Raw genomic sequence first — 25,204 nt, forward strand, 5'->3', positions numbered from 1 at the left:
CAAGTGACGAAGCAAAATAACGACAGTGAAAACGCCTCAATATTAAATAATATACATGATAAGGAAATAGCGGAAAGTCTGAGCCCGGATGAGAAAAAAGACGCTGTCGCGATTATCGGTATAGGCGGGTTCTTCCCAGGCGCCGATTCTATCGAAGAATTTTGCCTCAAGTTGGATAAGCAAGCGTCGCTGTTTTCACCGGTGCCTGACAATCACTTTCCCGGGCCGGAAATGCGCAACAGATATGGCGCATTTTTGCACGATATAGCCGGCTTTGATCCTGACGTATTCAATATCGGCCCGATGGAGGCCGAGTACATGGATCCCAGGACGCGTTTACTCTTGATGTCGGTGTGGCATACCCTGGAGGACGCCTGTTATTTGCCGCAGCAGCTACGCGACGCCAATGTCGATGTCTATATCGCCTCGGAAGGCGCCGCTTATACGCCGTTTCTCGCCAAGGCTGAGCTGACGAGTTATTCCATATTGGGCATGATGTCCTGGTCTTTACCGAATTACCTCTCGCACGCTTTTCGTTTCAACGGCAAAAGCCTGTATATCGATACGGCCTGTTCCGGCGCCAGCGTGGCTTTGCATCAGGCCAAGGAAGCGCTGTTGCGCGGAGAGACGGATTATGCGCTGGTCGGCGCCGCTAACCTGTTATTCGGCGATGCGCTGGCCGGATCGTATTTGGGGCAGGAATCGCTGGGCATTCTCGGGGGCGAGGCGAGCTGTTCGCCTTTTCAGGCCGATGCCAAAGGCTTTCTGCCCGCCGAGGCGACGGTCACCGTGTTGCTCAAGCGGTTATCCCAGGCTATCGACGATCGGGATAACATCCACGGGGTTATTTTAGGCTCCGCCGTCAACCATACCGGCGGCTACGGCAGCCTCACGATGCCGTCGGCCGAATCACAGGCGAAGGTCATTGTCGGCGCCTATCGTCAAGCCGGTATCGATGTGGATACCCTGGGCTATATTGAAGCTCATGGCGCCTCATCGCTGCTGGCCGATGCCGAAGAAATCAAGGGATTCAAGCGTGCGGATGCGCAATTGGCAACGCGCCTGGCGCCCTCGACGGGCACGCCCTGCAAAATCAGCACGCTTAAACCGAATATGGGGCATGCCAATTCGGCGTCCGGCCTGGTGTCGCTGATCCGCGTGCTGCACGCGTTTAAAACGCGGAAAAAGCCGGGCATCAAGGATTTCACCGGCTGCAGTGAAAAAATCAAGCTTGAAGGTTCACGTTTTTACCTCAATGAGGAGACGGAAGAGTGGCCGCCGTTGGTGGATGCCAATGGCCGGGAGATCGCACGCCGGGCCGCGATTAACAACTTTGGCGCGGGCGGAGTTAACGCCCATTTGCTGCTGGAGGCGTTCTCCGGTTACGAGGATCGCCGCGAGAGCGCCGGTGATGAGGCGCATTCGCAGGAGAAGGGGTACTTTCTGGCGCTGTCGGCGCTGCATGAATGGCAGTGGATCCGCTATGCGGAATCTCTCCTGGCCTTTTTGCAGCAGTCCCCCGACGTCCCGCCGGGCGCGCTGGAATATTTCTATCTGACCGCGCGCAATAAGTTTGAGCACCGGGTGGTCTTTCGTTATACCGACACCGAAAATTTGCAAGAGAAGCTGACCCAGTTTATCGCCGCCAAAGGGCAGAAAGCTTACTACCTGAAAAGCGGGGCGCGCGATGAGCATAAGGCGCTCGACATATTTAACCGCCACCACCGGCTGTCGGACTTGTTGACGACGCTGGATTGGGAAAATGACAAACGCTTTCTTATCGATCTGTGGGTTCAGGGCGTCGACTTCCCGCTGCATCAGACCCTTGGCATACCGACGTTTAACAAGCTGTCGCTGCCGCGTTACCCTTTTAACCTTGAACATTACTGGAGCGCGGCGGTGTCGCCGTCAGCGCCGCCCGATGCGCAGACGCATCGGCACCTACATCCGTTAGTGCAGCAAAATACGTCGGATTTTTATACTCAGCGCTACAGCAGTTTCTATACCGGCGATGAGTTTTTTCTGGCCGATCATCTGGTTAAAGGCCAGAAAGTGCTGCCCGGGGTTGCCTATCTGGAGTTGGCGCGCGCGGCGCTGGCCGATGCCTTGGGCCAGCCGGCGGCGATCAGGCTGGAAAATATCAGTTGGATACGGCCAATGCGCGTAGCGGCGCCAGGGTTGCACGTCGTGGTCGAACTGCATCCCGAAGGCGATGCGCGTTTCGGCTTTGAGATATACAGCACCGGCGCTTCCGCCGCGGGGAGCGAAAGAGTCACGCATTGCCGCGGACAGGCCGGGATAGCGCCTGCCGGGGCGTCGGCGCCACCTGCAATCGATATTCGCGCTCTGCAGCGCCAATGCGCCGTCAGGCATCTGGACAGCCAGGCATGTTATGCCGCTTACAGCGCAATGGGCATTCTTCACGGCCCGGCCTATCAGGGCGTGATCTCGATAGATGAGGGCGCTACCCAGGCTATTGCCCGTATCGAATTGCCCGCCTGCGTGGCCAGGAGCCACAGTCAACTCTTTTTGCACCCCAGCCTGATGGATTCGGCCTTGCAAATGGCCGCCGGTTTGCTGGTCGACGCTGAACGCCCTGAATTCGCATTGCCGTTTGCATTGGAACATTTGGACATCTTCCCGCGAGAGGGCGCCAGCGCGCTGCCCGAACGCCTGTGGGTCTGGGCGCGGTATAAAACCGGGTCCGCTAAAACCGACAAAGTCAAAAAAATGGATTACGACCTGTGCGACGAAGCCGGCCGTGTTTGGGTCAGGCTCGGCGGCTTTTCTTCCCGAGGGGTGGACAATGCGCCGCCGGCCACCGACCGCACGGCGACAACAACCGAGACACGGCCCGCTGACCCGCGCGTCGCGGCGGAAAGCGCCGAAAACAAAGGATTGCAAGACAAGCTGCTCCCTTTGATGCAGCAGTCACTGGCCAGGTTGCGGAAGCTGGAAGCGGGGCGAATCGATCCCCATGCCGAACTGTCTCAGTTTGGTCTGGATTCCATTCAGCTTACGGAGTTTACCAACCTGTTGAATCGCCAATACTCGCTGACATTGACGCCAACGGTATTCTTCGAATATTCCACCCTGGGGGCGTTTGTGGCTTATCTGGCGCAAACCCATCCGGCCGCATTCTCGACGCTGCTTGCCGCACATGAGCCGCTCGCGCAGCCCGCCGCAGACACTGAGCAAGAAAACGGGGGGCAATCACGCGAACCTAAGCGCCATGACGAGACGGCGCGCGCGCCCCGGACGTTGCCTCGACAAGGGGCGGTCTATCCCCCGGCGCCCACCGCGCCGGCAAACGAGCCGATAGCCATTGTCGGCATGACGGGTCGTTTCCCGATGGCGCAGGATCTGGACGCCTTTTGGGACAACCTGGTGAACGGCAAAGATTGCATCAGCGAAATTCCTGAGCAACGCTGGGACTGGCGGGCACTGTATGGCGACCCCTTGCGTGAAGTGAATAAATGCCAGGTGAAATGGGGCGGATTCATTGATGGTATCGATGAATTTGATCCGCTGTTCTTTGGCATTTCGCCGAAAGAAGCCGAGCTGATGGACCCTCAACAACGCTTATTGATGACTTACATATGGAACGTCATTGAAGATGCGGGCTACAGCGCCGGCGAAATCTCCGGTACCGACACCGGCATTTTCGTGGGAACCGGCATGAGCGGATACGGCAGCCTCATCTCAGAGGCCAGGCTCCCCATCGAAGGGTATTCGCTGACCGGCATTGTCCCCTCCGTCGGACCTAACCGAATGAGTTTCTTCCTGAATGTTCACGGCCCCAGTGAGCCGGTGGAAACCGCGTGCTCTTCTTCGTTGATCGCCATTCACCGCGCCGTTCAGGCTATCAACGCCGGCGAATGTGAACAGGCTATTGTCGGCGGCGTGAATACGCTGGTAACCCCGGACGGGTATATCAGTTTCAGCAAGGCCGGCATGCTGTGCCAGGACGGCCGCTGCAAAACCTTCTCCAGCGCGGCTAACGGTTATGTGCGGGGAGAAGGCGTCGGCATGCTTTTCCTGCGCAAACTCAGCGTGGCGGAAGCGTCGGGCGATCATATCTATGGCTTGATTCGTTCCAGCGCGGAAAATCACGGCGGCCGGGCCAATTCATTAACGGCGCCCAATCCGAAAGCGCAAACGGCCTTGTTGAAGCGGGCTTACGCCAAAGCCGGGATCGATCCGCGCAGTATCGGGTACATCGAGGCTCACGGCACAGGAACGCCGTTGGGCGATCCGATCGAGATCGATGGGCTGAAAAGCGCGTTTCAAGACTTATATCGCAAGACGCCGGCGGCAACCGATCTGCACGACCGGCCTCAACACTGCGGTTTGGGCTCGGTAAAGACCAATATCGGCCACTTGGAAATGGCGGCCGGCATTGCCGGCGTGATCAAAGTGTTATTGCAGCTGCAGCACAAGACGCTGGTGAAGAGTTTACATTCCGAACAACTCAATCCTTATATCCAGCTGGATAACTCGCCCTTTTATGTCGTGCGGGAGAATCAGCCCTGGCTTGCCCCTCAGGATGCGCAGGGGCAGGCGCAACCTCGCCGGGCCGGCGTCAGCTCTTTCGGCTTTGGCGGCGCCAATGCGCATATCGTGCTGGAGGAATACACCGGCGGAACGACGGCCACGGACGAGCGGGGCAAAGAGCCTGCGGAACTCGCCATGGTGATCCTCTCGGCAAAGAACGCCGAGCGCCTGATGGCGGCGGCGCAGAATCTGCTCTCCCGCATCACGGCCGAAAACAAGGCGCGGCCGCCGTTGGATGAGCTCGCTTATACCTTGCAGGTCGGGCGAGATGCGATGGAGCAACGGTTGGGGATCCTGGTTTCATCCCTTGACGAACTGGCTGAGAAACTCAACCAGTTCCTGGCGGGGGAAGAGGCTATCGATGGCCTGTATCGCGGTAATGTCCGACAGAATAAAGAGATGCTGGCCATGTTCGTCACGGACGAAGACATGACCGCTACCCTCGATCTTTGGTTCCATAAGCGTAAGCACGCAAAAATCCTGGCGTTATGGGTGAAGGGGATGGACGTTGATTGGTATCGGTTATACCCGCAGCAGCGGCCAAAACGCATCAGCCTGCCGACATACCCGTTCGCGACCGATCAATACTGGATCAAAGATGTCCGCCACGCGGCGTTGAGCCTCTGCGCCGCGCAAACGCCAGACGCCGTGCCCGAGGATCTCGCCACGAGCGCCGCGCAGAATCTGGCTCCAGACGATGACTTCAGCCATGTCGCGCTCTGGGAAACGGATGACGCCTCCCTGGAGAGCATCACGGCCTCGCCAATGACGGGAAAGGTGCTGATTGTCGCGGGGGAGCGGGATATGGCGCTGGAAACTGCGCTGATCGCCAAACTGAGCGGCCAAACCGCACGCCTGGTGCGTTTCTCCCTGAGCGACGCGGCGACGGGGGAAACGCGGCAGACCGGCCCCGACAGCTGGACGTGCGACATCCGGAATGAAAACGCGCTCGGCCAGTGCCTGGATAACGTCGGCGGCATACAGCATGTCTTTTTCATTGCCGACGGCGCGGATAGCCAACCATGGGCGGATGCGGCAACGCTCACGGCCAGTTTGCAGCGCAACGAGTTGCAACTGCTGCGTTTGGCAAAATCGCTGCAACAGCGGCTGGCGAAAGAGGATGCGCTGGATTTTACCGTGATTACCCAAGACAACCACGCGTTGTCAGCCGATGAGATTCGTTGCCACGGCGCCGGGATTACCGGCCTGGCTTATTCCATCGCTCAGGGCGATCACCGTTTCAGGGTCAGGAATTTGGACGTTTCCCTGCGAGACGTGCAATCGCCCGCGCGGCGAGAAACATTGCTGCGGCAGATCATCAACGAAGCGCCCAGTGAGCGCGGCGAACAAATTCGCCTGTTTTCCGGCCGGCGCTACCGGCAAACCTTCTTCCGTCTCGATCCGCGCAGTTACAGCGACGAGAACGCCATCAAACATGGCGGCGTCTATCTGATTCTGGGCGGCAGCGGGACAGTGGGCGGCGTCATCACCCGTCAGCTCTTACAACATTACCGGGCGAAAGTGATTTGGTTGGGCCGCCAGCCTGATTCCAGCCCTGCGGTGCAAAGCCGGTTGGATGCATTGGCAAGCGTGGGCGAGCGGCCTGATTATTTCCAGGCCGATGCGACGGACCTGGCCTCTTTGCAGGCGGCCCTGGCGCAAATCAAGCTGAAATATCCCCGCATCGACGGCGCGATATTCGCCGGACTGGTTTTTGACGCCGAAAATACCATCAGCCAGACGACGGAACCGGCTTTCTGGCAAATACTGCAGGTCAAAGCGTCAGGCAGCCTCAATTTCTACCGGGCGCTCCAGCAGGAATCGTTGGATTTCCTGGTCTATTTCTCTTCCTGTCAGGCCTTCTCGTTTTCCGGCGCCGCGACGCTGTCGGCCTATGCCGCCGGGATTACGTTCTCTGACACGCTGGTGCGCACCCTGCAGGCTCAGGCCGGGTATCCGGTGGGAATCATCAATTGGGGCTTCTGGCAAGCCTCACTGGCCGGTTTGCCGGCCAGCCAAAGCATTTTCGCATTAAGTGATGCGGAGGGTTTCACCTGTTTTGAGCGTTTTGTCACGCTGCTGCAGCAGAAGCGCCAGGGGCAGTTCGTCTGCCTGAATGCCTCTGCGCCGGTACAGCAACTGATGAATCTGCATCCGCATGAGTCCGTGCTGGTCAGCCATCAACGACAACCTTCACCCGACACCTTTAATCAGGGGATGATCAATGCCTAAGATCGCTGACAATCAATGGGACACAGAGACCGACGTGTTGTTGCAGTCCCATCATCCTCACGCCATTAACGCCTGGCTGGCTCAACTTCTGTATCTACAGCTCGATCGGCTTGGCGTTTTCTCAGCCTCGGCGCATCGGGAGGATTTTACTGAACACGCCGATCGTTGGGGCCTTGACCCTCAGTTCCAGCCCTGGTGGCGCGAGTCGATCAGGCTGTTGCTTGCAGCCGAATTGATCGCCTGGCGAGACGGCGTCCTGGTTTGCCGCGGACCGAGTGCGGAACAAGCGGAAGCGGTATGGCGGGCATGGGATGATTTTCGCGACGGCCACCGTCATGACCCTGCGCGCATGACCCAAATGAACCTGGTTGATGCCTGTTTGCGCCATCTGCCGCAGATCCTGACCGGCGAGCTGCCGGCGACGGAAGTGCTATTCCCCAATGCGTCGATGGAAAAAGTCGAAGGGATTTATAAGGATAATCCGGTTTCAGATTTGTTTAATCGGGTATTGACGGAAACCGTCAGCGACTATGTGAGCGGCGTGCTGCGCCAGGATCGCGAAGCGCAATTGAGTCTGGTCGAGATCGGCGCCGGCACCGGTGGCACGACGGCCATGGTCTTACCGGCGCTGATGACGCACCAACGCAATATTCGACAATATTTGTATACGGATCTCTCGCAAGCCTTTTTGATGCATGCCCGGCGTTGTTATGGGCCAACCTGCCCGTTTCTCGATTATGCATTGTGGGATATTGAGCAACCCCTGGCGACGCAGCCGATCCCTCCCGCGTCTTTTGATGTGGCGATCGCGACCAATGTTCTCCACGCCACCAAGGATATCCGGAGCACGCTGCGCCATTGCAAAGCCGCCTTGCGCAATGGCGGCATGGTGATCATCAATGAACTGAGCGATAAGTCCGTGTTTACGCATTTGACGTTCGGGCTGCTCAAAGGCTGGTGGTTGCATCAGGACACCGCGTTGCGCATTGAAGGCAGCCCGGCGATAGCGCCTGACACCTGGCGAGAAATTCTGGAAGAAGAGGGGTTTCATTCGGTTGAGTTTCCGGCGCAGAAAGCCCATGCATTAGGGCAAACCATTATTGTTGCCCTCAGCAACGGCGTCATTCGCCAGCAAGCGACGCTATCGAAGAAAAGCCATCAGCCTGCAAAACAACAGGCGACCCCTCGTCCCGCCGCACCGGCTTCGGCGCCCGAGGCCGGCCTCACCGAAGAGCGCATGGCGGCGCACATCAGCGAGGCGATCCTGTCTGCTCTGGCGCAAGCGGTGAACCTTTCTCCTGAGCAGATCGATGCCGAAACCGCCTTCTCCGAATACGGCATTGACTCCATTCTGACGGTTAATTTCACCAATAAAATTAACGAATTGATTGGCGTCCGCCTGAACCCGGCCGCGCTTTACGATTACCGTTCCGTCGCCTCGTTGAGCGGCCATATCCAGCGCAGCGCCAGTGAGGCCGTGCGCGCCTCGCTGGCCGCTTCCAACGCCCGCGAGGGCGGCGAGGCGGTTGCGGCGCATACGGATAAGCAAGGGCCGGCCGCCGCAAGCGCGCACGATGCAAACAGGCTGAAATATATTACGGACAGCGTGATTGACGGGCTGGCAAAGACGGTCAACCTGCAGCCCGAGCGTATCGATGAGCAGACGGCATTGTCGGATTTTGGTATTGATTCGATTCTCAGCGTCAACTTTATCAATCAGATCAATCAATCACTGGGGATCGCGCTAAACCCGGCGGTGCTCTATGACTATGCGACGATAGAAGCCTTAAGCGCGCATATCTGCCGGGCTTATCCCGAGCTGCGCGTCATTGCTGAACCTCTCGCCGCGCCGCAACCCCCTGCAGACCGGCGCCGAGAGCCTGCGCCGCCGAAAGCCGCACCAGAAGCGAAAGCCTCCGGGCAGCGGAACGTTGAAACGGATGCCATCGCGGTGATCGGCATGGCGGGGCAGTTCCCCGGCGCCGAAGATATCCAGGGTTTCTGGGACAATCTTGCGGCAGATAATGCCGGGATTGAAGCCTTGCCTGACCATTATTTGGATCCCGCGAGATATTCCGCCGATACGGACAAGGACGCGGCCGTCCGGGACGGGAAAACCTATTGCAAGTGGGGCGGTATCGTTAAAGACCGGGACTGTTTCGATGCCGGGTTTTTCCGCATTTCCGCGCAGGACGCCCTGTCGATGAGCCCTCATCAGCGCCTGGTGCTGCAGGAAAGCTGGAAGGCGCTGGAAGATGCCGGCTATAACCCCAAAGCGCTGTCCGGCGCCAACGCGGGGGTGTTTATTGGCGCGGAGCCCGCCAATTACCATCAGGGCTCTTTTGTTGGCTCGTCCGAGGCGATCATCGCGTCGCGCGTCTCTTATTTTCTGGATATGAAAGGCCCGGCACTGGTGGTAAATACCGGCTGTTCATCTTCAGCCGTGGCGATACACCTGGCGTGTGAAAGCCTGCGTCGCCAGGAGACGGAGCTTGCACTGGCAGGCGGCGTCTTTACGGCGCTGGATGCCGACGCGCTGGCGAGTCTGTCCGGTATTGGGCTGTTGTCCCACCAGGCGGCATGCCCCATTTTTGACCAGGACGCTGACGGCATGCTGCTGTCGGAAGGGATTGGGCTGGTGGTGCTGAAAAGGCTGGATCAGGCCATTGCGGACGGCGATCCCATCCACGCCGTCATCCGCGCCTCGGGGATCAATCAGGATGGTGCCAGCAACGGCATCACGGCGCCGAGCGGAACCGCGCAGCAACAATTGCTGGAACAGGTCTATCATAAGTATCGCATTAATCCCGAAGAGCTCAGCTACCTTGAAGCTCACGCCACCGGCGGCAAATTGGGCGATACCATTGAGGTGAATGCGCTGGTGCGCGCGTTTAAAGCGCTGACCGCAAAGCGGCATTTCTGCGCCCTGGGCAGCGTGAAATCGCATATTGGCCATACTTCTGCCGCGTCAGGCGTGATTGGGCTGATAAAAATCGTGCTGTCGATGCGCCACCGTCAACTGCCGGGTTTGAAAGATTATCGGCAAATCAACCCGTTATTCGAATTGGATGACTCCGCATTTTATCTTCAGAGCTCGGCCTCCGCCTGGCACGGCCACGGCGATAAACCCCGGCTGGCGGCCCTGAATTCTTTCGGCCACAGCGGAACCAACGCCCATTTGGTGATCGAAGAGTATGTCGCGACGCAAGCGGCAGCCGAACCGGTCAACGCCGGTTGGATTATTCCCCTGTCGGCCAAAACACCGGACCGACTGTACGCGCAGGCCGAGGCGCTGAGCGCCTGGCTGGAGACGATGGGGCGACAGGGCCGCGAGAGCGAAGCCTTTATGCAATCCATGGCGTACACGTTGCAAATCGGGCGAGAAGCGATGCCGGAACGCTTCTTGATGATCGTGCGCGATCATCGTGACTGCCTGCGGCAGCTACAGGCCTTTTGCCGCAAGCAAACCGCGACAAGCCATGCCGCGAATGCCGCCAGGAAGCAGCCGCCGTTAAGCGCTGAGGCTTATCAAGATCGCGGTTTGCAGCGGCTTTCCCATGCCGAGCTGGAGACTATCGGCAGCGCCTGGCTGCAGGGCCGCCCCGTTAATTGGCAAAGCTTCTATTCGTCGGCGCCCAAAAGAATTCACTTGCCTGGCTATCGCTTTGCGAAAGAGATTTTCCGTGCGTCGGACGCCGGCCCCAGCGAAAAAAACCGGCAAGCGGGCAGCGCAATTGCCGACGGCCATTATCCGATTGGGAAAGTGGGATTATTTAGGGCCGGGCATCCCTGGAGCCGGCCTTTTAATCGCCATCATCCCGTTTTACGCCATCACAAGGCATTCGGCCAATCGCTGATGCCCGGCCTGGCGTACATCGATCTGCTGTTCCAATTTTTCCATCGCCAGGGCATGGATTATCGGCGGTTGGAAATGCGTAATCTGGTGATCCACCACCCCCTGACCATCGCCGACGATTACGCGGTGGAGGCGCACATCAGTTGCCAAAAACATGAGCAAGGGTACTGGCAGCTTCGCGTTGAAGGCAGCGAAGTGTTTGATGATCATCGGCAGTCAGAACTGAAGACCTATATGAGTGCGGAAATGCACTCGGTTCAGGCGGCGCCGTTTGATGAAACGCTTGATTTAGCCCCGTTGAAACAGGGCGCTACCGGGCGGTTGGGGCTACGTGAAGCCTATGAGACCTTTGGCGGCACCGATATTCGCCACAGCGGGCCGATGGTCGGCGACGGCGTCATTTATCACCTGCCCATGGCAAATCTGATCGACATTGCCGTGCCTGAAGAACCCTTGCCCGGCGCCGAAGACTATCTGTTCCATCCGGTGTTGATCGACGGGAGCGCCATCGGCTCCGGCAGCCTGTTTCTGGAGCAGAACGCGCAGCAGGATATCTTCTTGCCGCTTTATTACGAATCTTTCCGGGCGACGGCGCCATTATCGGCACAGTGTATTACCCGCATCGGCCGCGACTCGCTGAAACAAACGCCGCAGCTCTCCTACCTGACCATGGAGTTCTTTACTCCCCACGGAGAAAAGATTGGCGAGCTGAAAAATTTCACCTGCAAGCGCGTGCGCGACGCCGCGGCGATCAACGCATCACAACCTCAGGCCGCCGTGACGACGCAGGCCGCTGCCGCCGTCATGTCCGCCGAGCACATTGAGCCTATGAAAAATGAAACCCTGTCTGTAACCGCAGCCATAGCCGCGGATACGCATGATTCAGCATTGGAATGCGCTGAGCAGCGCGTGAAAAAGATCCTGGCGGATACGCTGACGAAAAGCCCTGAAGAGATTGAAACCGATATCGGTTATTACGAGTTGGGTTTGGACTCCGCCGGGCTGTTGCATATGGTGAAGTTGCTGGAACAGTCGCTCAAGGTGAAATTGAACCCGACGGTGCTGTTTGAATATGCCAACGTCGGTGAACTCGCCGCGTATTTGCTTGAGCAGTATCCGATGTCGTTCCTCGCGGCGGATAAGGCAAGCGCCGCACAGGAGGGCGTTTCTCCCCAGACGCAGAGCGAGAGCCAAACGGATGTCGCAGCGAACGACGCGAAACAGCAAGCGCCTCGTTCGTCTGCCGACATTCGGCAACCTGCGGCGAGCGGCGACGAAGATATCGCGGTGATCGGGATTGCGGGGCGATACCCCGGAGCGCGGGACATGGCGGAGTTTTGGGCCAATCTCAACGCCGGCAAGGATTCCGTGACGGAAATTCCCGCGGAGAGATGGCGGAAAGAGGTCCTGGATGGCGTCGCTTCCCCTTCGGGCCGCCCGATTTCACGCTGGGGTGGATTTATCGACGATGTGGACTGTTTCGACGCCCAGTTCTTCCGCGTATCCCCGCGGGAGGCGCAATGGCTCAACCCTCAAGAGAGGCTGTTCCTGGAAACCTGCTGGACGGCGATCGAGGATGCAGGTTACACGCCGGAGACGCTGGTGGCTGAAGAGGGACCCAATAAACGGCGCGACGTCGGCGTCTTTGTGGGGGTAATGCATAACGATTATGCCCTGATCGCGGCGGAAATCGTCAATCGCGGGCAGGTCATGCCGCTGTCGATGAACCATGCCCCCATCGCTAACAGGGTCTCTTATTTTTGCGGCTTCCACGGGCCTTCTTTTGCCATCGACACGGTTTGTTCCTCTTCCCTGACGGCGCTCCATTTGGCTCTGGAAAGTTTGCATCGGGGGGAAAGCAAGGTCGCGATAGCCGGCGGCGTTAATCTGTCCTTGCATCCTTACAAGTACATGACCTATGGGCTGGCGGACATGTACTCCAGCGATGGCCGCTGCCGGACGTTCGGCGACGGCGGGAACGGTTTCGTCTCCGGAGAAGGGGTCGGCGCGGTGTTGCTTAAGCCGCTTTCTCAGGCGCTCAAGGACCGGGACAATATTTATGCGTTGATCAAGGGCAGCGCCATCAACCATGTGGGGCAAGTGAGCGGCATTACCGTTCCCAGCCCGGTGGCGCAGGCCGATTTGATGCTGCGCTGTTACGAAAAGACCGGCATCGATCCGCGCACCATCAGCTATATCGAGGCGCATGGCACCGGAACGGCGCTGGGCGATCCGATCGAGATTCAGGGGTTGGTCAAAGCCTTCAGGCAACATACCCCCGACAAGCAGTTCTGCGCGATCGGCTCGGTGAAATCCAACATCGGTCATGCGGAGTCCGCTGCGGGCATCAGCGGGCTCAGTAAAGTGATCCTTCAGCTGCATCATAAAACGCTGGTGCCCTCACTGTTGCATGCAGAACGGGTGAATCCTTATCTGGAACTGGAGCATTCGCCTTTCTATATTCAACGCGAGGCGAAGGCGTGGGAGCAGCCAAGGGTGGAACGCAACGGTGAAGCGATCGCCGTGCCCCGGCGCGCCGGGATCAGTTCATTTGGCGCCACCGGGTCGAATGCGCACCTGATCGTCGAAGAATTTCTGCCGCCGGTCTCCCGCAGAACGGCGAGTGCTCAGCCGCTGATCGTGCCGTTGTCTGCGAAAAATGAAGACAGGCTGCGGGTTATGGCGGGCAATCTGGCGCAATTCCTGGCGAACCACCCGAATCTCGACGGACTGGCGCCTGAGGATCTGGCGTTTACACTGCAGGTGGGGCGCCGGTCATTGGAAGAGCGCGTTGTGTTTGTCGTACGGGATCTCAGGGAGCTGGAGCAGAAACTGGCGGCCTTTGCCAACGACGCCAGTTTGCCTGAGCAGAGCTGGCGGGGAAGTGCCGTCAGCAACGGCAAAGACAGCGCCCGCAGCGGCGTTTTTCTCTCGGCGGAGGATAGCGCCGCGCTGCTTCAGCGCTGGATAGCGCAAAACGCCGTTCACAAAATCGCCCGTTTTTGGGTGGAAGGTTTTAAGGTGGACTGGCCTCAGTTATACCCGCTGGCGACACCTTGCCGCATTAGCCTGCCAGGCTATCCGTTTGCCCGAGAGAAGCATTGGCTTCCCGCCCCGGACGACCTGGGGCGGATCGCTCACGCCGCATCGGCGGCCCCTTCGGACGTGACGGCGGCGCCAGGTTCAGCGCCTGTCAGCCCGGAAGAGCCCGAGAGGCTGATGCTGTTTACGGAGGCGTGGCATAAGATGCCTGCGCCGGCCGCGCCCCGGCCGCCGCGAGACTTCAACACGCTGATCTGCTTCTTGTCGCAGCCGGAAAGCCAGCGTTTGCTGCGATCGCACATGAAGACGCTGGCACCGCAAACCGAAGTGGTGTTTGTTTCCCGCGAGCCGGAACGCCGCGCAGAACGCGTTTTCTCGCTGCCGCATGCGGGCGAGGAACAGGCACTGACGGAGAACTATCACCGCTGCTTCACCCAGTTGCAATCGGCGCAGATCGACCCTCAGCGCAGCGCGATCCTGTATCTATGGCCGTTGGAAGAGCGCGGCCATTTGCCGGATTATGCCGCGCTGCATCATCTTCTGTCTTCGATGGTGAAAACCGGCATGGCGCCACAACGTCTGTTGTTGGCCGGCGCCAGCCACCATTCGCTTGACCGGGCCTATCTGGAGTCGTGGATTGGCATCGAGCGTTCCCTGACGGCCGCATTGCCGTCCACGCAATGCGCCATTGCCGCCAGCGTTGTTTCAGGGGCCGCAGCGGCCGATGAACGCGCGGTATTGGCTGCGTACGCCGTCACCGAGCCTTACCTCTCGCGGCTTTACCAGCACATAACGGCGCAAGATTTTGAAAGCGTTTGCTATGAAAATGAAGAGCGGCACGTCCTGCAGGTTCAGCCTGGCCCCGCGTCTCTGACGGGGCCGGAGGAAACGGGGATCAAGCAGGGGGGCACCTACCTGATCACCGGCGGGTTCGGCGGCCTGGGCTTGATTTTCGCCCGCTACCTGGCGCAGCGTTATTCCGCCCGGTTGATTCTGACTGGCCGCACCGCCATGAATGCGGAACGGGCCGCGGTGGTTGACGAGCTGGTGCGGTTGGGGGGACAGGTGCATTACATCCAGGCGGATGTGTGCGATGCCGGCGCCATGCGTTTTAATCTGGCGCAGGCCAGGCAAGCGATGGGGGCGATCCTTGGCGTGATTCACGCCGCCGGTATTGAAGCCGGGGAACCTGTCTTTGCCAAATCTCGTCAGGCATTCGAAGCGGTCCTGCAGCCGAAAGTTGATGGGCCGCAAAGAGTAGACGAATTGCTCACGCAGGATCCGCTGGATTTTGTCTGTTATTTCTCCTCCAGCGCCGCATTCTTGGGCGATTTCGGTTCTTGCGATTACGCGATGGGAAACCGTTTCCTGATGAGCTATGGCAAGCACCGCATGGAGCAGGTGAAACAAGGCCATCTGCGCGGCAAAACCCTGGTTATCAACTGGCCTTTCTGGGCTGAAGGGAAAATGGGCGCGCACGACAAAGAAAGCGCCGGCTTCTATCTCAGCGCGACCGGGCAGCGGGCGCTTAACAGTGCGGAAGGGCTGCAGGTCTTCGAGCAGTTGTTGCAGCAAGGCGAGGGGCAATATCTGGTTATTGCCGGAAAGCCCGCTCGCGCCGCCCAGTTGTTGGGATTGGATAAACACAGGGTGGCCGGTCCTGATTCGTCCGGCCCGTCGCACGATGGCATGGCCACGGAGGTTACCGCACGCGATCTGCAACAACCGATTCTCCATGCCGGAAAAACGGCCGATATTCGCGCCGAAGTCAGCCACATACTGAAAACGCTGATCAATCGCTTGCTCGGCACTCCGCTTGATCGGATTGGGTTGGACAGCGGTTTTGCCGATTTCGGTTTTGATTCGATCACGCTGGCGTCATTTTCCCGGGAATTGAGCCAACGTTTCAATCTCGACATTACGCCAACGGTGCTCTTCGGCCATTCCTCGGTTAAACGGCTAACGGAATACTTTTGCCGTGAACACGCGCCGGCGCTGCATGCCATGCTGTCGCCCCACATAGCCGAGGATACCGGCGCTGCCGCCATCCCCTTGGTTCAGCCGACGCCTGCCCAGGCGCCGCCTCCCGAAGTGGCCTCTGCGCCAACGCCGAACCGCGAGATCGGGGCCGCTGAAGAGCCGATCGCCATCATCGGCATGAGTGGCCGTTTTCCGCAGGCGGACAGCATCGACGAATTCTGGGATGCGTTGATTCAGGGGAAAAGCGGTATCGGCGAGATGTCTGAGCCGCGTTGGGACTGGGGCGCAGTCACCGACAACGGAACGGCTGTTCCGCAATGGGGCGCGTTCATGACGGATATCATGCGGTTTGATGCCGCTTTCTTTGATATCACGCCGAAAGAGGCGATGGACATGGACCCCAGACAGCGCATTTTTCTGCAAGAAGCCTGGCGCACGTTTGAAGATGCAGGTTACATGGGGCAGCGCATCCGCGGCATGTCCTGCGGCGTGTATGTCGGTGCGGAAGAGAGCGATTACGGCATGCTTGTCGGCGATCAAGGGTCGATAAATGGCAATCAGAACGCCACGCTGGCAGCGCGGATTTCATATGCTCTGGATCTGAAAGGGCCGAACCTGGCCCTGACCGCGGCTTGCGCATCGGGCCTGGTCGCCGTTCATCAGGCCTGCCTGGCGTTGCGCCAGGGAGATTGCGAGATGGCGCTGGCAGGGGGGATTAACCTGTTAATGACGCCGTGGGTGTATCAGAGCATGCATCGGAGCGGGATGCTGTCGCCCGACGGCAACGCCAGCGTATTTGATCAGCGCGCCAACGGGCTGGTGCCGGGAGAGGCGGTCGCGGCGGTATTGCTGAAACCTTTGTCAAAGGCCAAAGCCGACGGCGATCGGATCTATGGCTGCATTAAAGCCAGCGGCGTGAATTACGACGGGAAAACCAATGGCATCACGGCGCCGAATCCGCTGCGCCAGGCTGAATTGCTGAAAAATATCTATGATCGCTACCGGATTGATCCCCGCGCGATTCAATACGTCATCTCCCATAGCACCGGTTCGCAGCTGGGGGATCCGATTGAGGTTCAAGCGCTGGCCGATGCCTTCGCCGGTGGCGGCGGCGGTCCCCATCGCTGCGTGCTGGGTTCGATTAAACCGCTGATCGGTCATACTTTTGCTGCGTCCGGCGTGGTCAGTCTCATCGCCATGCTGAAAGCGATAACGCATCAGACGATGCCGGCGACCCATAGCTTTGAAACATGCAACCGCTACATCAATCTGGAGCGGACCCCCTTTACCATCGAACGACAGAATCAGCCCTGGCTGCGCCGGGGCACGCAGCCCAGACTGGGGGCCATCAGCGCGACGGGGATCAGCGGCACCAATGCGCATGCGGTGATTGAAGAATATATTGCGGACGACCCCGAATCCGGGCCGGCGTCAAAAACGCCGTTACCGGCGAGGGCCGCCGCGCATGCCACGATCGTACCCATTTCGGCAAAAACCCCCGAAGCGCTGCAAGCCTATGTCCAGGCCTGCGCGCAATTTCTCCGGGATCAGCCGGCAACGCGGCTTGATCGGCTGGCCTATAGCCTGCAAACCGGGCGAGACGCCATGGCGCAACGCGTCGCCTTTGTCGCAGCGGATGGCGCAGAACTGCGCGAACAGTTAGCGCGGTTTATTGCCGGCCAGGCAGCGCCGGGCGTTTATCACATGAGTGCGCAAAGTGGTGACAATGTCACAAATGCACAGGCTTGGGGGGATGAAAACGTGGTGCCGCCTGAACAAATTCAGGCCTGGATCGCCGCACGCCAATGGCAAGCATTGGCCGACGCCTGGAGCCGCGGCGCTGAAGTCGATTGGTTTGAATTATACCGAGAGGCACGGCCACCGCAGCGCAGCGCGGGGCCGGTCTATCCTTTCCAGGGTAAACGCTACTGGGCCACGCTTTCGCCCACAACGCAGCGCGGGCCTGCGGTTGCGCATGCGCAACCGGCCAAGACAGCAAACGATGCAACGATGAGCGAAAGCAAAACGTCGTCGCTTGACGCCATCGCGCGTCAGGTTCGTTCGTTACTGATACAGACGCTGTATTTTGAGGAGGATGAGGTTGCCAACCATCAGCCGTTTACCGATCTCGGGTTAAATTCAATCAATGCGGTTGGCTTTATTGAAGCCCTTAACCGGTCATTAGCGGCCGGGGTGACGATTAATGCAATTTTTGAGCATCCCAGCATTGATGCCTTGTCAGCCTATTTGCACGCCTTGCCGCGTGGTCGCCTGGCCGAAAGCGCAGAAGCAGCAGCGCCGGCGCTGAGCGCCGAACAAGGCGCCGCCGCCCACGGCCGGCAAGTGGGCAAGGCCTGGTTGAAACAGTACCCGGAGTGCATTCCTCTCAGCCGACGACTGCGCGCCGGCGATGAGCGGGAACATGACCGCTCTCGGTTCTGGATCCACCCGCTGACGGGGTCTACCGGCTTATATCTGAAGGTGGCCGAAAATCTGGGCGATGACTACGCCATATGGGGTATTCATTCGCGCGGTTTCCTGACCCGGTTCCCGCCGCTGAAAAGCATCGAAAACATGGCGAATTACTATATTGAAATTCTTCAGGCCGGCAACGCCACCGGGCCTTATGAACTGGCAGGCTATTCCATGGGCGGGATTATCGCTTATGAAATGGCCCGGCAACTGCAACTGGCGGGCTACCGGGTTTCGAGCCTGATCCTGCTGGAGCCGCCGTTCCCGCAACCCGAACCTCTGCGCCAGTCGTCGCCATTTGATTATCGCGACGCCTTGTTGATGAGCGCGAATTTCTTTTTGCACTATAGTTTGAAAGAAATTTTGGCGTCGGAGCAGGCAGCGTTTGAAAACCTTGCCTACAGGGAGCAGGAATTAATGGGCATTGACGCCGATAAACAGGTGACGTGGCTGGCTGAGGGGTGCCTCAGAAAAGGCGTGGAGCAGCCATTGTCGGTGGTGAAAGAAAAAATCGAGAATATGGCTCAGATCCTGAAGCACAACCGCGAAGCCATGGCGGCCTACGTGGTGAAAGCGTTGCCGAATGCCCAGGATATCGATTTGCACTACATGACCCTGAGCCCATCACTCAACGATGAACGGCCAGACAGGGGGAGTGCGTCGTCCGCTTTAGCTGAAAACAATCGCCATGTTCTGGGTGAGGCGCTCACCCATGACGAGAGCCATTGTCAGCGATGGCTAGAGTATCTGCCTGGCGCTCACGTGTTCCGCACCCGGGCCAAAGACCATTTTCACCTGTTGTCTGAACGCGAAAGCGTAGCCATGATTTCCGACCGTTGCCGGACGATTTATCAGAATGCCTCGGCGAAAAAAAACACAGTGGCCGATGCGGAAGAGCCTGTGGCGAAGCCGCGCCAACCGGGGCGAGAGCGCATTGCGATTATCGGGATGTCCGGGCAGTTCCCCGGCGCCCGAAATGCGGATGAATTCTGGCAACTGCTCGATCAGGGCCAATCCGCGTTTACGCCGCCGCCGGATGATCGCGGTTGGTCTGCCGGCCAGTATGAAGGCTACGGCGCTTTTCTCGCGGAGATAAAATCCTTCGATCCGCTGTTTTTCAACTTGTCTCCGCAAGAGGCGTCGATGCTGGACCCTTGCGAACGGCTGTTCTTACAGGAAAGCTGGAAAGCGATTGAGGATGCGGGAATGCGGCCTGATACGCTCTCCGGCCGGCGTTGGGGCGTTTTCTGCGGCAGCGGGGGCGACTACACGCTGCGCTTTGCCGCAGGCGAGCACTTCGCGCCGAATATCACGCTGTCCCAGATCCCGGGGCGCGTCTCTTACAGCCTGGACCTGTCGGGGCCTTGTCTCTCCGTAGAGGCCGGCTGTGCGTCATCGTTGCTGTCTATCGCGCAGGCTTGCGACCATTTAGCGCAGGGCCAATGTGACGTGGCCATTGCCGGCGGGGCGCAGATTTACTCCACGCCGAATATGTTGATCAGCGCTGCCCGCTTTGGGCTGTTATCGCAGGCGGATCGCGGCGGCGCATTTTCGACGCGCGCCAGCGGCATGGTGCCCGGCGAATCGGTGGGGGTGATTATTTTGAAACCCTTGTCGTTGGCATTAGCGGAGGGGGACCGGATTCACGGCGTGATCGAAGGCTGGGGCAGCAACCACAATGGCCGAACTCACGGGATGATGGCCCCGAGCGCCAAGGCGCAGGAAGCGCTGCTGTCCGATACCTATCAACGGTTTGATATCCGCCCGGAGAGCATTACGTTGGTGGAAGCCCATGCCACGGGAATGCCCGCCGCAGATGCGGCGGAAATAGCCGCCCTGAACCAGGTGTTTCGAGGCCAGGGGCGCGCGCGTCAATCCTGCGCGCTGGGCAGCGTCGAGAACAACATTGGCCATGCGTTTCACAGTTCGGGAATGAATCACCTGTTCAAGGTGTTGCTGGCGCTCAAGCACCGGGCGATTCCCGGCACGCCGAAGACCGAAGACCGGGAGACGTTGCCTGCGCTGGAAGACGGCCCGTTTTATATCAATTCGGCAACGGTTCCCTGGCAGCCGGAAGCAGGGCAAGCGCGCCGGGCCGCAATCAGTTCATTCGGAGCGACGGGGATCAATGTTCACCTTGTTGTCGCCGAGCCTGATGCAAACGGGGAAGCGCGTGAGGGGGCGGATAGCCGCCTTTCGCCGGCTGCCTCGGGCTTTGAACGCGCAAGGCCGGTGTATATCGCACTGTCGGGAAAGAGCGAAAAGGCGCTGCGGCAACGTTGTCGTGAGTTGCTGGCGTTTGTGCAGGCCAGGCCTGAATTGGATCTGCACCAGCTGGCGGCCAACTTGTTGTTGCGCCGAACGCATTTCGCCTACCGCTGCGCCTGCGCGGTTTCTGGCGTCGAAGAATTACGCCATTTCCTGGCTCAGGTGATAGCGGGTGCGGATTTAACCCCGGCGGACTCCGGCTACCGGGGCAAAGCGAATGCCGGCGGCCAGGAGCATGCGGCTTCGTCCGCCGTCGCGTGCGTGCGGCAAGCCATTCAGGATCCGGGCGATAGCGGGAATTGGTTGAGGTTAGCCCGGCTGTATGTCGATGGCATAGACTTCATGACCAAGGATTTCCACGCCGGGGCCGATATCGCGCAGGCGTTCTCTTCGGCGGAGAAGTTCCCGTTGTCGTTGCCGACCTATCCGTTTGAGGCGCGTTTATGCTGGGCCGGCAACGCCGAACCTGCGCCTGCAGGCAAATCATCGGCAGATCTTGCGCCCGCGCAGCCCCCGGCGGCCGCCCAGCCGATTGTGCAAAACTTGCTCGGCATCCTGGCGGAACTGGCTGGCCTAGCCGGCACAGAGATTGATCCGGATGAGCCGATAACGCACTACGGCATCGATTCATTGTTGGGGCTGCGTTTGCTTAACCGGATCAACTCTGCGTTTGGCACGGCGTTCGATGCCGAGCTGCTGACTCGCGGCACGCTTAGGGCGATTGCCGGGGAGATTGCCGCGAGTCCGCTCTCCGCGCCGGGGCCGCAAGACGCCGCAAGCGCGTCGCACCCAGCCTATATTCAATCGGCCTCGCTGGCGATACGCCGGTCGGCTGCCTTGACGGCCGATGAGTTGAGCCTGGCGCGCGCCGAGTTGGGCCGGCTATTGCAGCAGGGCGTTGGCGTCTGGAAAGACTCAGCCAATCTGCATGTTGAGTTTAACCGCAATGCCCCCTGCGCCCGACAGGCGCTGGAACACGGGAATCAGGCGGATGTTTTGGGGATGTATCTGGAAGAGGGCGTGCGTTACTACCCGACCAGCCACATCCAGGCATTCGTTCTGCATGAAACCGAGGTGAAAAAACGCGCAACCTTTAATATCGGCCAGGGCTTTTGGCTGGATATGCCCATCGATCTGGCGCTGTTGAATCAGGCGTTGAACGACATGGCGCGCCGCCACGCGATTTTGAGAACCGGCGCCGAACGGGTCGCGCAACAGTGGGCGCAGGTCGTGCATGAGGCGTTAACGCTGGAATGCCGGGAAATCTGTTGGCCTCATATCAACGATCGGGCAACGTTCGAACAGACATTCGCGCGATTCCAGCAGTCGGTGAACATGGCGCTGTTCCACGCGGATCGGATGCCGATGTTCGCTGTGTATCTTGTCCATAACGGCGCAGATCTGGGCGCGATTTACCTGGTGACGCATCACTTCCATGCCGATGGTTTTACCTTGTTCATGCTGCTGCAAGAGCTCTATCTCCGCTATACCGCGCTGCTCAGCAACACCGAGTTTGTTTGCGACAAACCCACGGCTGAATATGCGCATTTCGCCTTGAGCCAGTTTGGCGAACATCGGGATAGCGCGACTGCATATTGGTTGGGTCAGTTACGCGACAAACGCGCGCCCTTTGCGCTGCGCGACAAATGCATCGCACGCCAAGACCAGCCAAACAAGGCCGGGAACGTTGGCAAGGCGGGGGTTTATCATCTGCCCGTCTCGGATGAGCTGCTTGGCCAATTGCAGGCATCGAATCGCCGCCATAAGACCACGCTCACACAGCTCGCGACCTGTGCCTTGGCGGTGCTGGCGTATCGCATCACCGGCGTGAACATACCGATCCAGATGGCGTACAACCTCAGAGACCGGTATGAATTTGAGCTGGTATGCGGTGACTTCTCATCATCGGTTCCCCTGGTATTAACGCTTCAACCTCATTTCGACCTGCAACAAGTGTGGCGCACCTATGAAGACGCCATCCTGCAGGTGCAAAAATATAAGCACTTTGATTTTGTTGCCCTGCATCGGCAACTCGCCCTCACAGGGAGCGCCGCCCACGAACACACCCTGTTGGGCAGCCTGGCGGTCGACAGTAATGATCGGGACAGCTTTGTTGAGGTCACGGCTTTCGCCCGAAAATTGCTGCCGATGTCGCTGGAAGAAAGGGAGCCCGCAGCCCCCTTGTTAATGGGATTGTTGAAGACAAACGGCGTGCTGAGCCTGCCATTCGTCTATGACCGCAGATATTTCTCCCCGGATCTGATTCAGGTGCTTGCTGAGCACCTGGGCTTTTTATTGACGCTGATGGTGGAACAACCGGAATTGAAAGTGGAGGACATTCCCGTTCCCGAAATGCTGATCGAACGTTTATCGCCTGAGGAGGTGGCAGCTTTGGATGTTTAGCGCCAACGAAGGGCGCAAGGAAATGGAAGGTTAACCCGGTTAGCTATAAAACAACTGATGAGGATATCGATGTCATTGCACCTATTTAAAAGAAAGTTCGCCGCCGTCGCGGCTTTTTCCCTGCCATTGATGGCATTCAATGCGTATGCGGATAGCCCTTTGCCGAAACCGATGGGATTTAACCAGGTGCTGACCTTTATGGGCTCCGGCGTGATTAATATCACCAAGAGTGAACCTTTCCCCGGGGTGACCGGGTGCCTGGGCACCTTATGCACCAGTGACTATTTCTACAGGCATATCATGGGATTCAATGAGCAGCAGGTGGCGCAAAAAAGAGAAGACGCCATCGCTTATTTTGACCGGGAATTCGGCATTGACGTAAAAACGCTGGTCGCACAAAAACGCATTGAATTGAAACCTTATACCGGCAATCCGGATGGCGATTATCGCTTGTACTCCGTCGCCGGGATGGCGTTGCCTGCCGCCGGGTGGATTGTGCGTGACGGCGGTTTCTACATTACGGTTCTCGATAACGGCGGTATTCCGCTGGGCGGCCGCCATAACGGCGAAAAGGCCACGCCGAAAAATCAGATGTATTACGGGAACTACAATATTCTGGCGACCAGCCCCCCGCACCAGCTGAAAGAAATCGTGATCAGTTATGAGTCGAACGAAATGGCGGTGATCTCCCCGGATGGCCTGCGTACAACCTTTAATACCCGCACGCACAATGAGCGCTGGGGGGAAGGCCAGAGCTACGTGAGCTACGAGTTTAAATTGAATGCCGACAAAACGGTTTTGACCAATGGCCGGGAAGTCATGACGTTTGCCAAATATCCGGCGACACGGGATTTTCCAGACTATCCATCCTTTGCCATGAAAGGGGATGCCGACCGTTAAGGCTTTCCTGACTGCCTGAGTAAGTGAATGAGAGGCAATAATGACCTATGTGAAAACGCTGGCGGAACGCCGCCAACACCCGCCTCATTCTGAGGCTGGCGAAGGACGGCAGCTGGCTCAGGCTGAGCGGTTGGGAAGTGCGGCGTTCCGCCAGGACTATGGCGTTAAATACGCCTACTCCAGTGGCTCAATGTATCAGGGAATTGCATCCCGCAAACTGGTCGTGGCGATGGCCCGGGCCAGGATGATGAGTTTCTTCGGTTCGGGTGGGCTGAGCCTGCCGCTGTTGCGAGAAGCCATTTTAGGCATTCAGTCTGATCTGAACGGAGAGTCATTCGGCATGAACATGCTCGCTGACTATGAGTTTCCGGAAAAGGAAATGCGCCGGATCGAGTTGTTCCTGGCCCATGATATTCGTTTTATTGAAGCCGCCGCTTATATTGCGATTACGCCTGCCTTGGTTCTTTACCGGCTGCGCGGCATTCACCTGGGGAAAGACCAACAGCTGGTCATTCCCCATACGCTGATGGCAAAGGTTTCACGCCCTGAAGTCGCCGAGGTTTTTGCCAATCCGGCGCCGCCTGATGTCGTTGCCCAGCTCTACGCGCAAGGGTTACTGACGCCGCAAGAGGCGGAGCTGGCGCCGCGGGTTCCCATGGCCCAGGATATTTGCGTCGAGTCAGATTCTGCCGGCCATACCGATCAAGGCAATGCGTATGTTCTTTTTCCGGCCATTGCCCGGCTTTGCCGGGATATTTCGGCCCGGCAAGGCTATCAGAAACCGCTCAGGGTCGGGGCCGCCGGTGGTATAGGCACGCCGGAAGCCGTGATGGCGGCCTTTATGCTGGGAGCTGATTTTATCATCACCGGTTCGGTGAATCAGTGTTCGGTAGAGGCGGCGACCAGCGACGAAGTGAAAGACCTGCTGCAAAACATCAATATTCAGGATACCGACTATGCGCCGGCAGGCGATATGTTTGAGCAGGGCGCCAAGGTGCAAGTGCTTAGGCGTGGCGTGTTTTTCCCCGCTCGCGCCAATAAGCTTTACCAGCTTTATCAGCAATATAATTCATTGGATGAGCTGCCGCAGGCGATAAAAAACCAGCTTGAAGGTAAGTATTTTAAACGGCCGCTATCCGCCGTCTGGGAAGACGTGAAGCAATATTATCAAGCTCGCCGCCCAGAAATGCTGGAAAAGATAGAAGGGCAGCCGCGGCGTAAAATGGTGGCGGTCTTCCGCTGGTATTTTGCTTACAGCTCGCGGTTGGCGCTAGCCGGCGATCCGGAAAACAAGGTTGACTACCAGGTGCATTGCGGGCCGGCGTTGGGTGCTTTCAATCAATGGGTAAAAGGCTCCGCTTATGAAGACTGGCGTAACCGCCACGTGGATGAAATCGGGGAAATCTTGATGCAGGAAGCCGCCTCGATGCTGTCGACAAAGATCGGTTTGCTCAAAAGCGATGTTTCACCTTCTTACTTCTATTCTTAAGCGGATGG

4 protein-coding genes are annotated in these 25,204 nt (G+C 58.5%); all 4 read left to right on the forward strand.

Annotated features, from left to right (window positions below):
* The first annotated feature begins 3 nt into the window (after positions 1-3).
* The 4 genes from JK621_RS11145 to JK621_RS11160 all read left to right on the forward strand — a co-directional run bounded on the left by JK621_RS11145 (position 4) and on the right by JK621_RS11160 (position 25,196).
* On the forward strand, positions 4-6,786 hold the full coding sequence (locus JK621_RS11145) for a type I polyketide synthase (protein ID WP_212559842.1): 6,783 nt from the start codon (positions 4-6) through the stop codon (positions 6,784-6,786).
* Positions 6,779-22,807, forward strand: coding sequence for an SDR family NAD(P)-dependent oxidoreductase (locus JK621_RS11150; RefSeq protein WP_212559843.1), 16,029 nt, complete (start codon positions 6,779-6,781; stop codon positions 22,805-22,807). The genes JK621_RS11145 and JK621_RS11150 overlap by 8 nt, the downstream gene beginning before the upstream one ends.
* Before the next feature lie 69 nt (positions 22,808-22,876).
* Positions 22,877-23,707 (forward strand): hypothetical protein, encoded by an 831-nt coding sequence (locus JK621_RS11155; protein ID WP_212559844.1) that lies wholly within the window; start codon positions 22,877-22,879, stop codon positions 23,705-23,707.
* A gap of 40 nt (positions 23,708-23,747) precedes the next feature.
* A complete protein-coding gene (locus JK621_RS11160) occupies positions 23,748-25,196 on the forward strand; it encodes a PfaD family polyunsaturated fatty acid/polyketide biosynthesis protein (protein ID WP_212559845.1) in 1,449 nt (482 codons plus the stop codon).
* Positions 25,197-25,204 lie beyond the last annotated feature (8 nt).

Origin of the sequence: Serratia plymuthica (assembly GCF_018336935.1) — a bacterium.
Taxonomy (GTDB): Bacteria; Pseudomonadota; Gammaproteobacteria; order Enterobacterales; family Enterobacteriaceae; genus Serratia; species Serratia plymuthica_B.

Excerpts from the sequence above, each read along its gene's own strand:
- JK621_RS11155 (WP_212559844.1), top strand. The coding sequence starts at position 22,877 with ATGTCATTGCACCTATTTAAAAGAAAGTTCGCCGCCGTCGCGGCTTTT.
- JK621_RS11150 (WP_212559843.1), top strand. The coding sequence starts at position 6,779 with ATGCCTAAGATCGCTGACAATCAATGGGACACAGAGACCGACGTGTTG.
- JK621_RS11160 (WP_212559845.1), top strand. The coding sequence starts at position 23,748 with ATGACCTATGTGAAAACGCTGGCGGAACGCCGCCAACACCCGCCTCAT.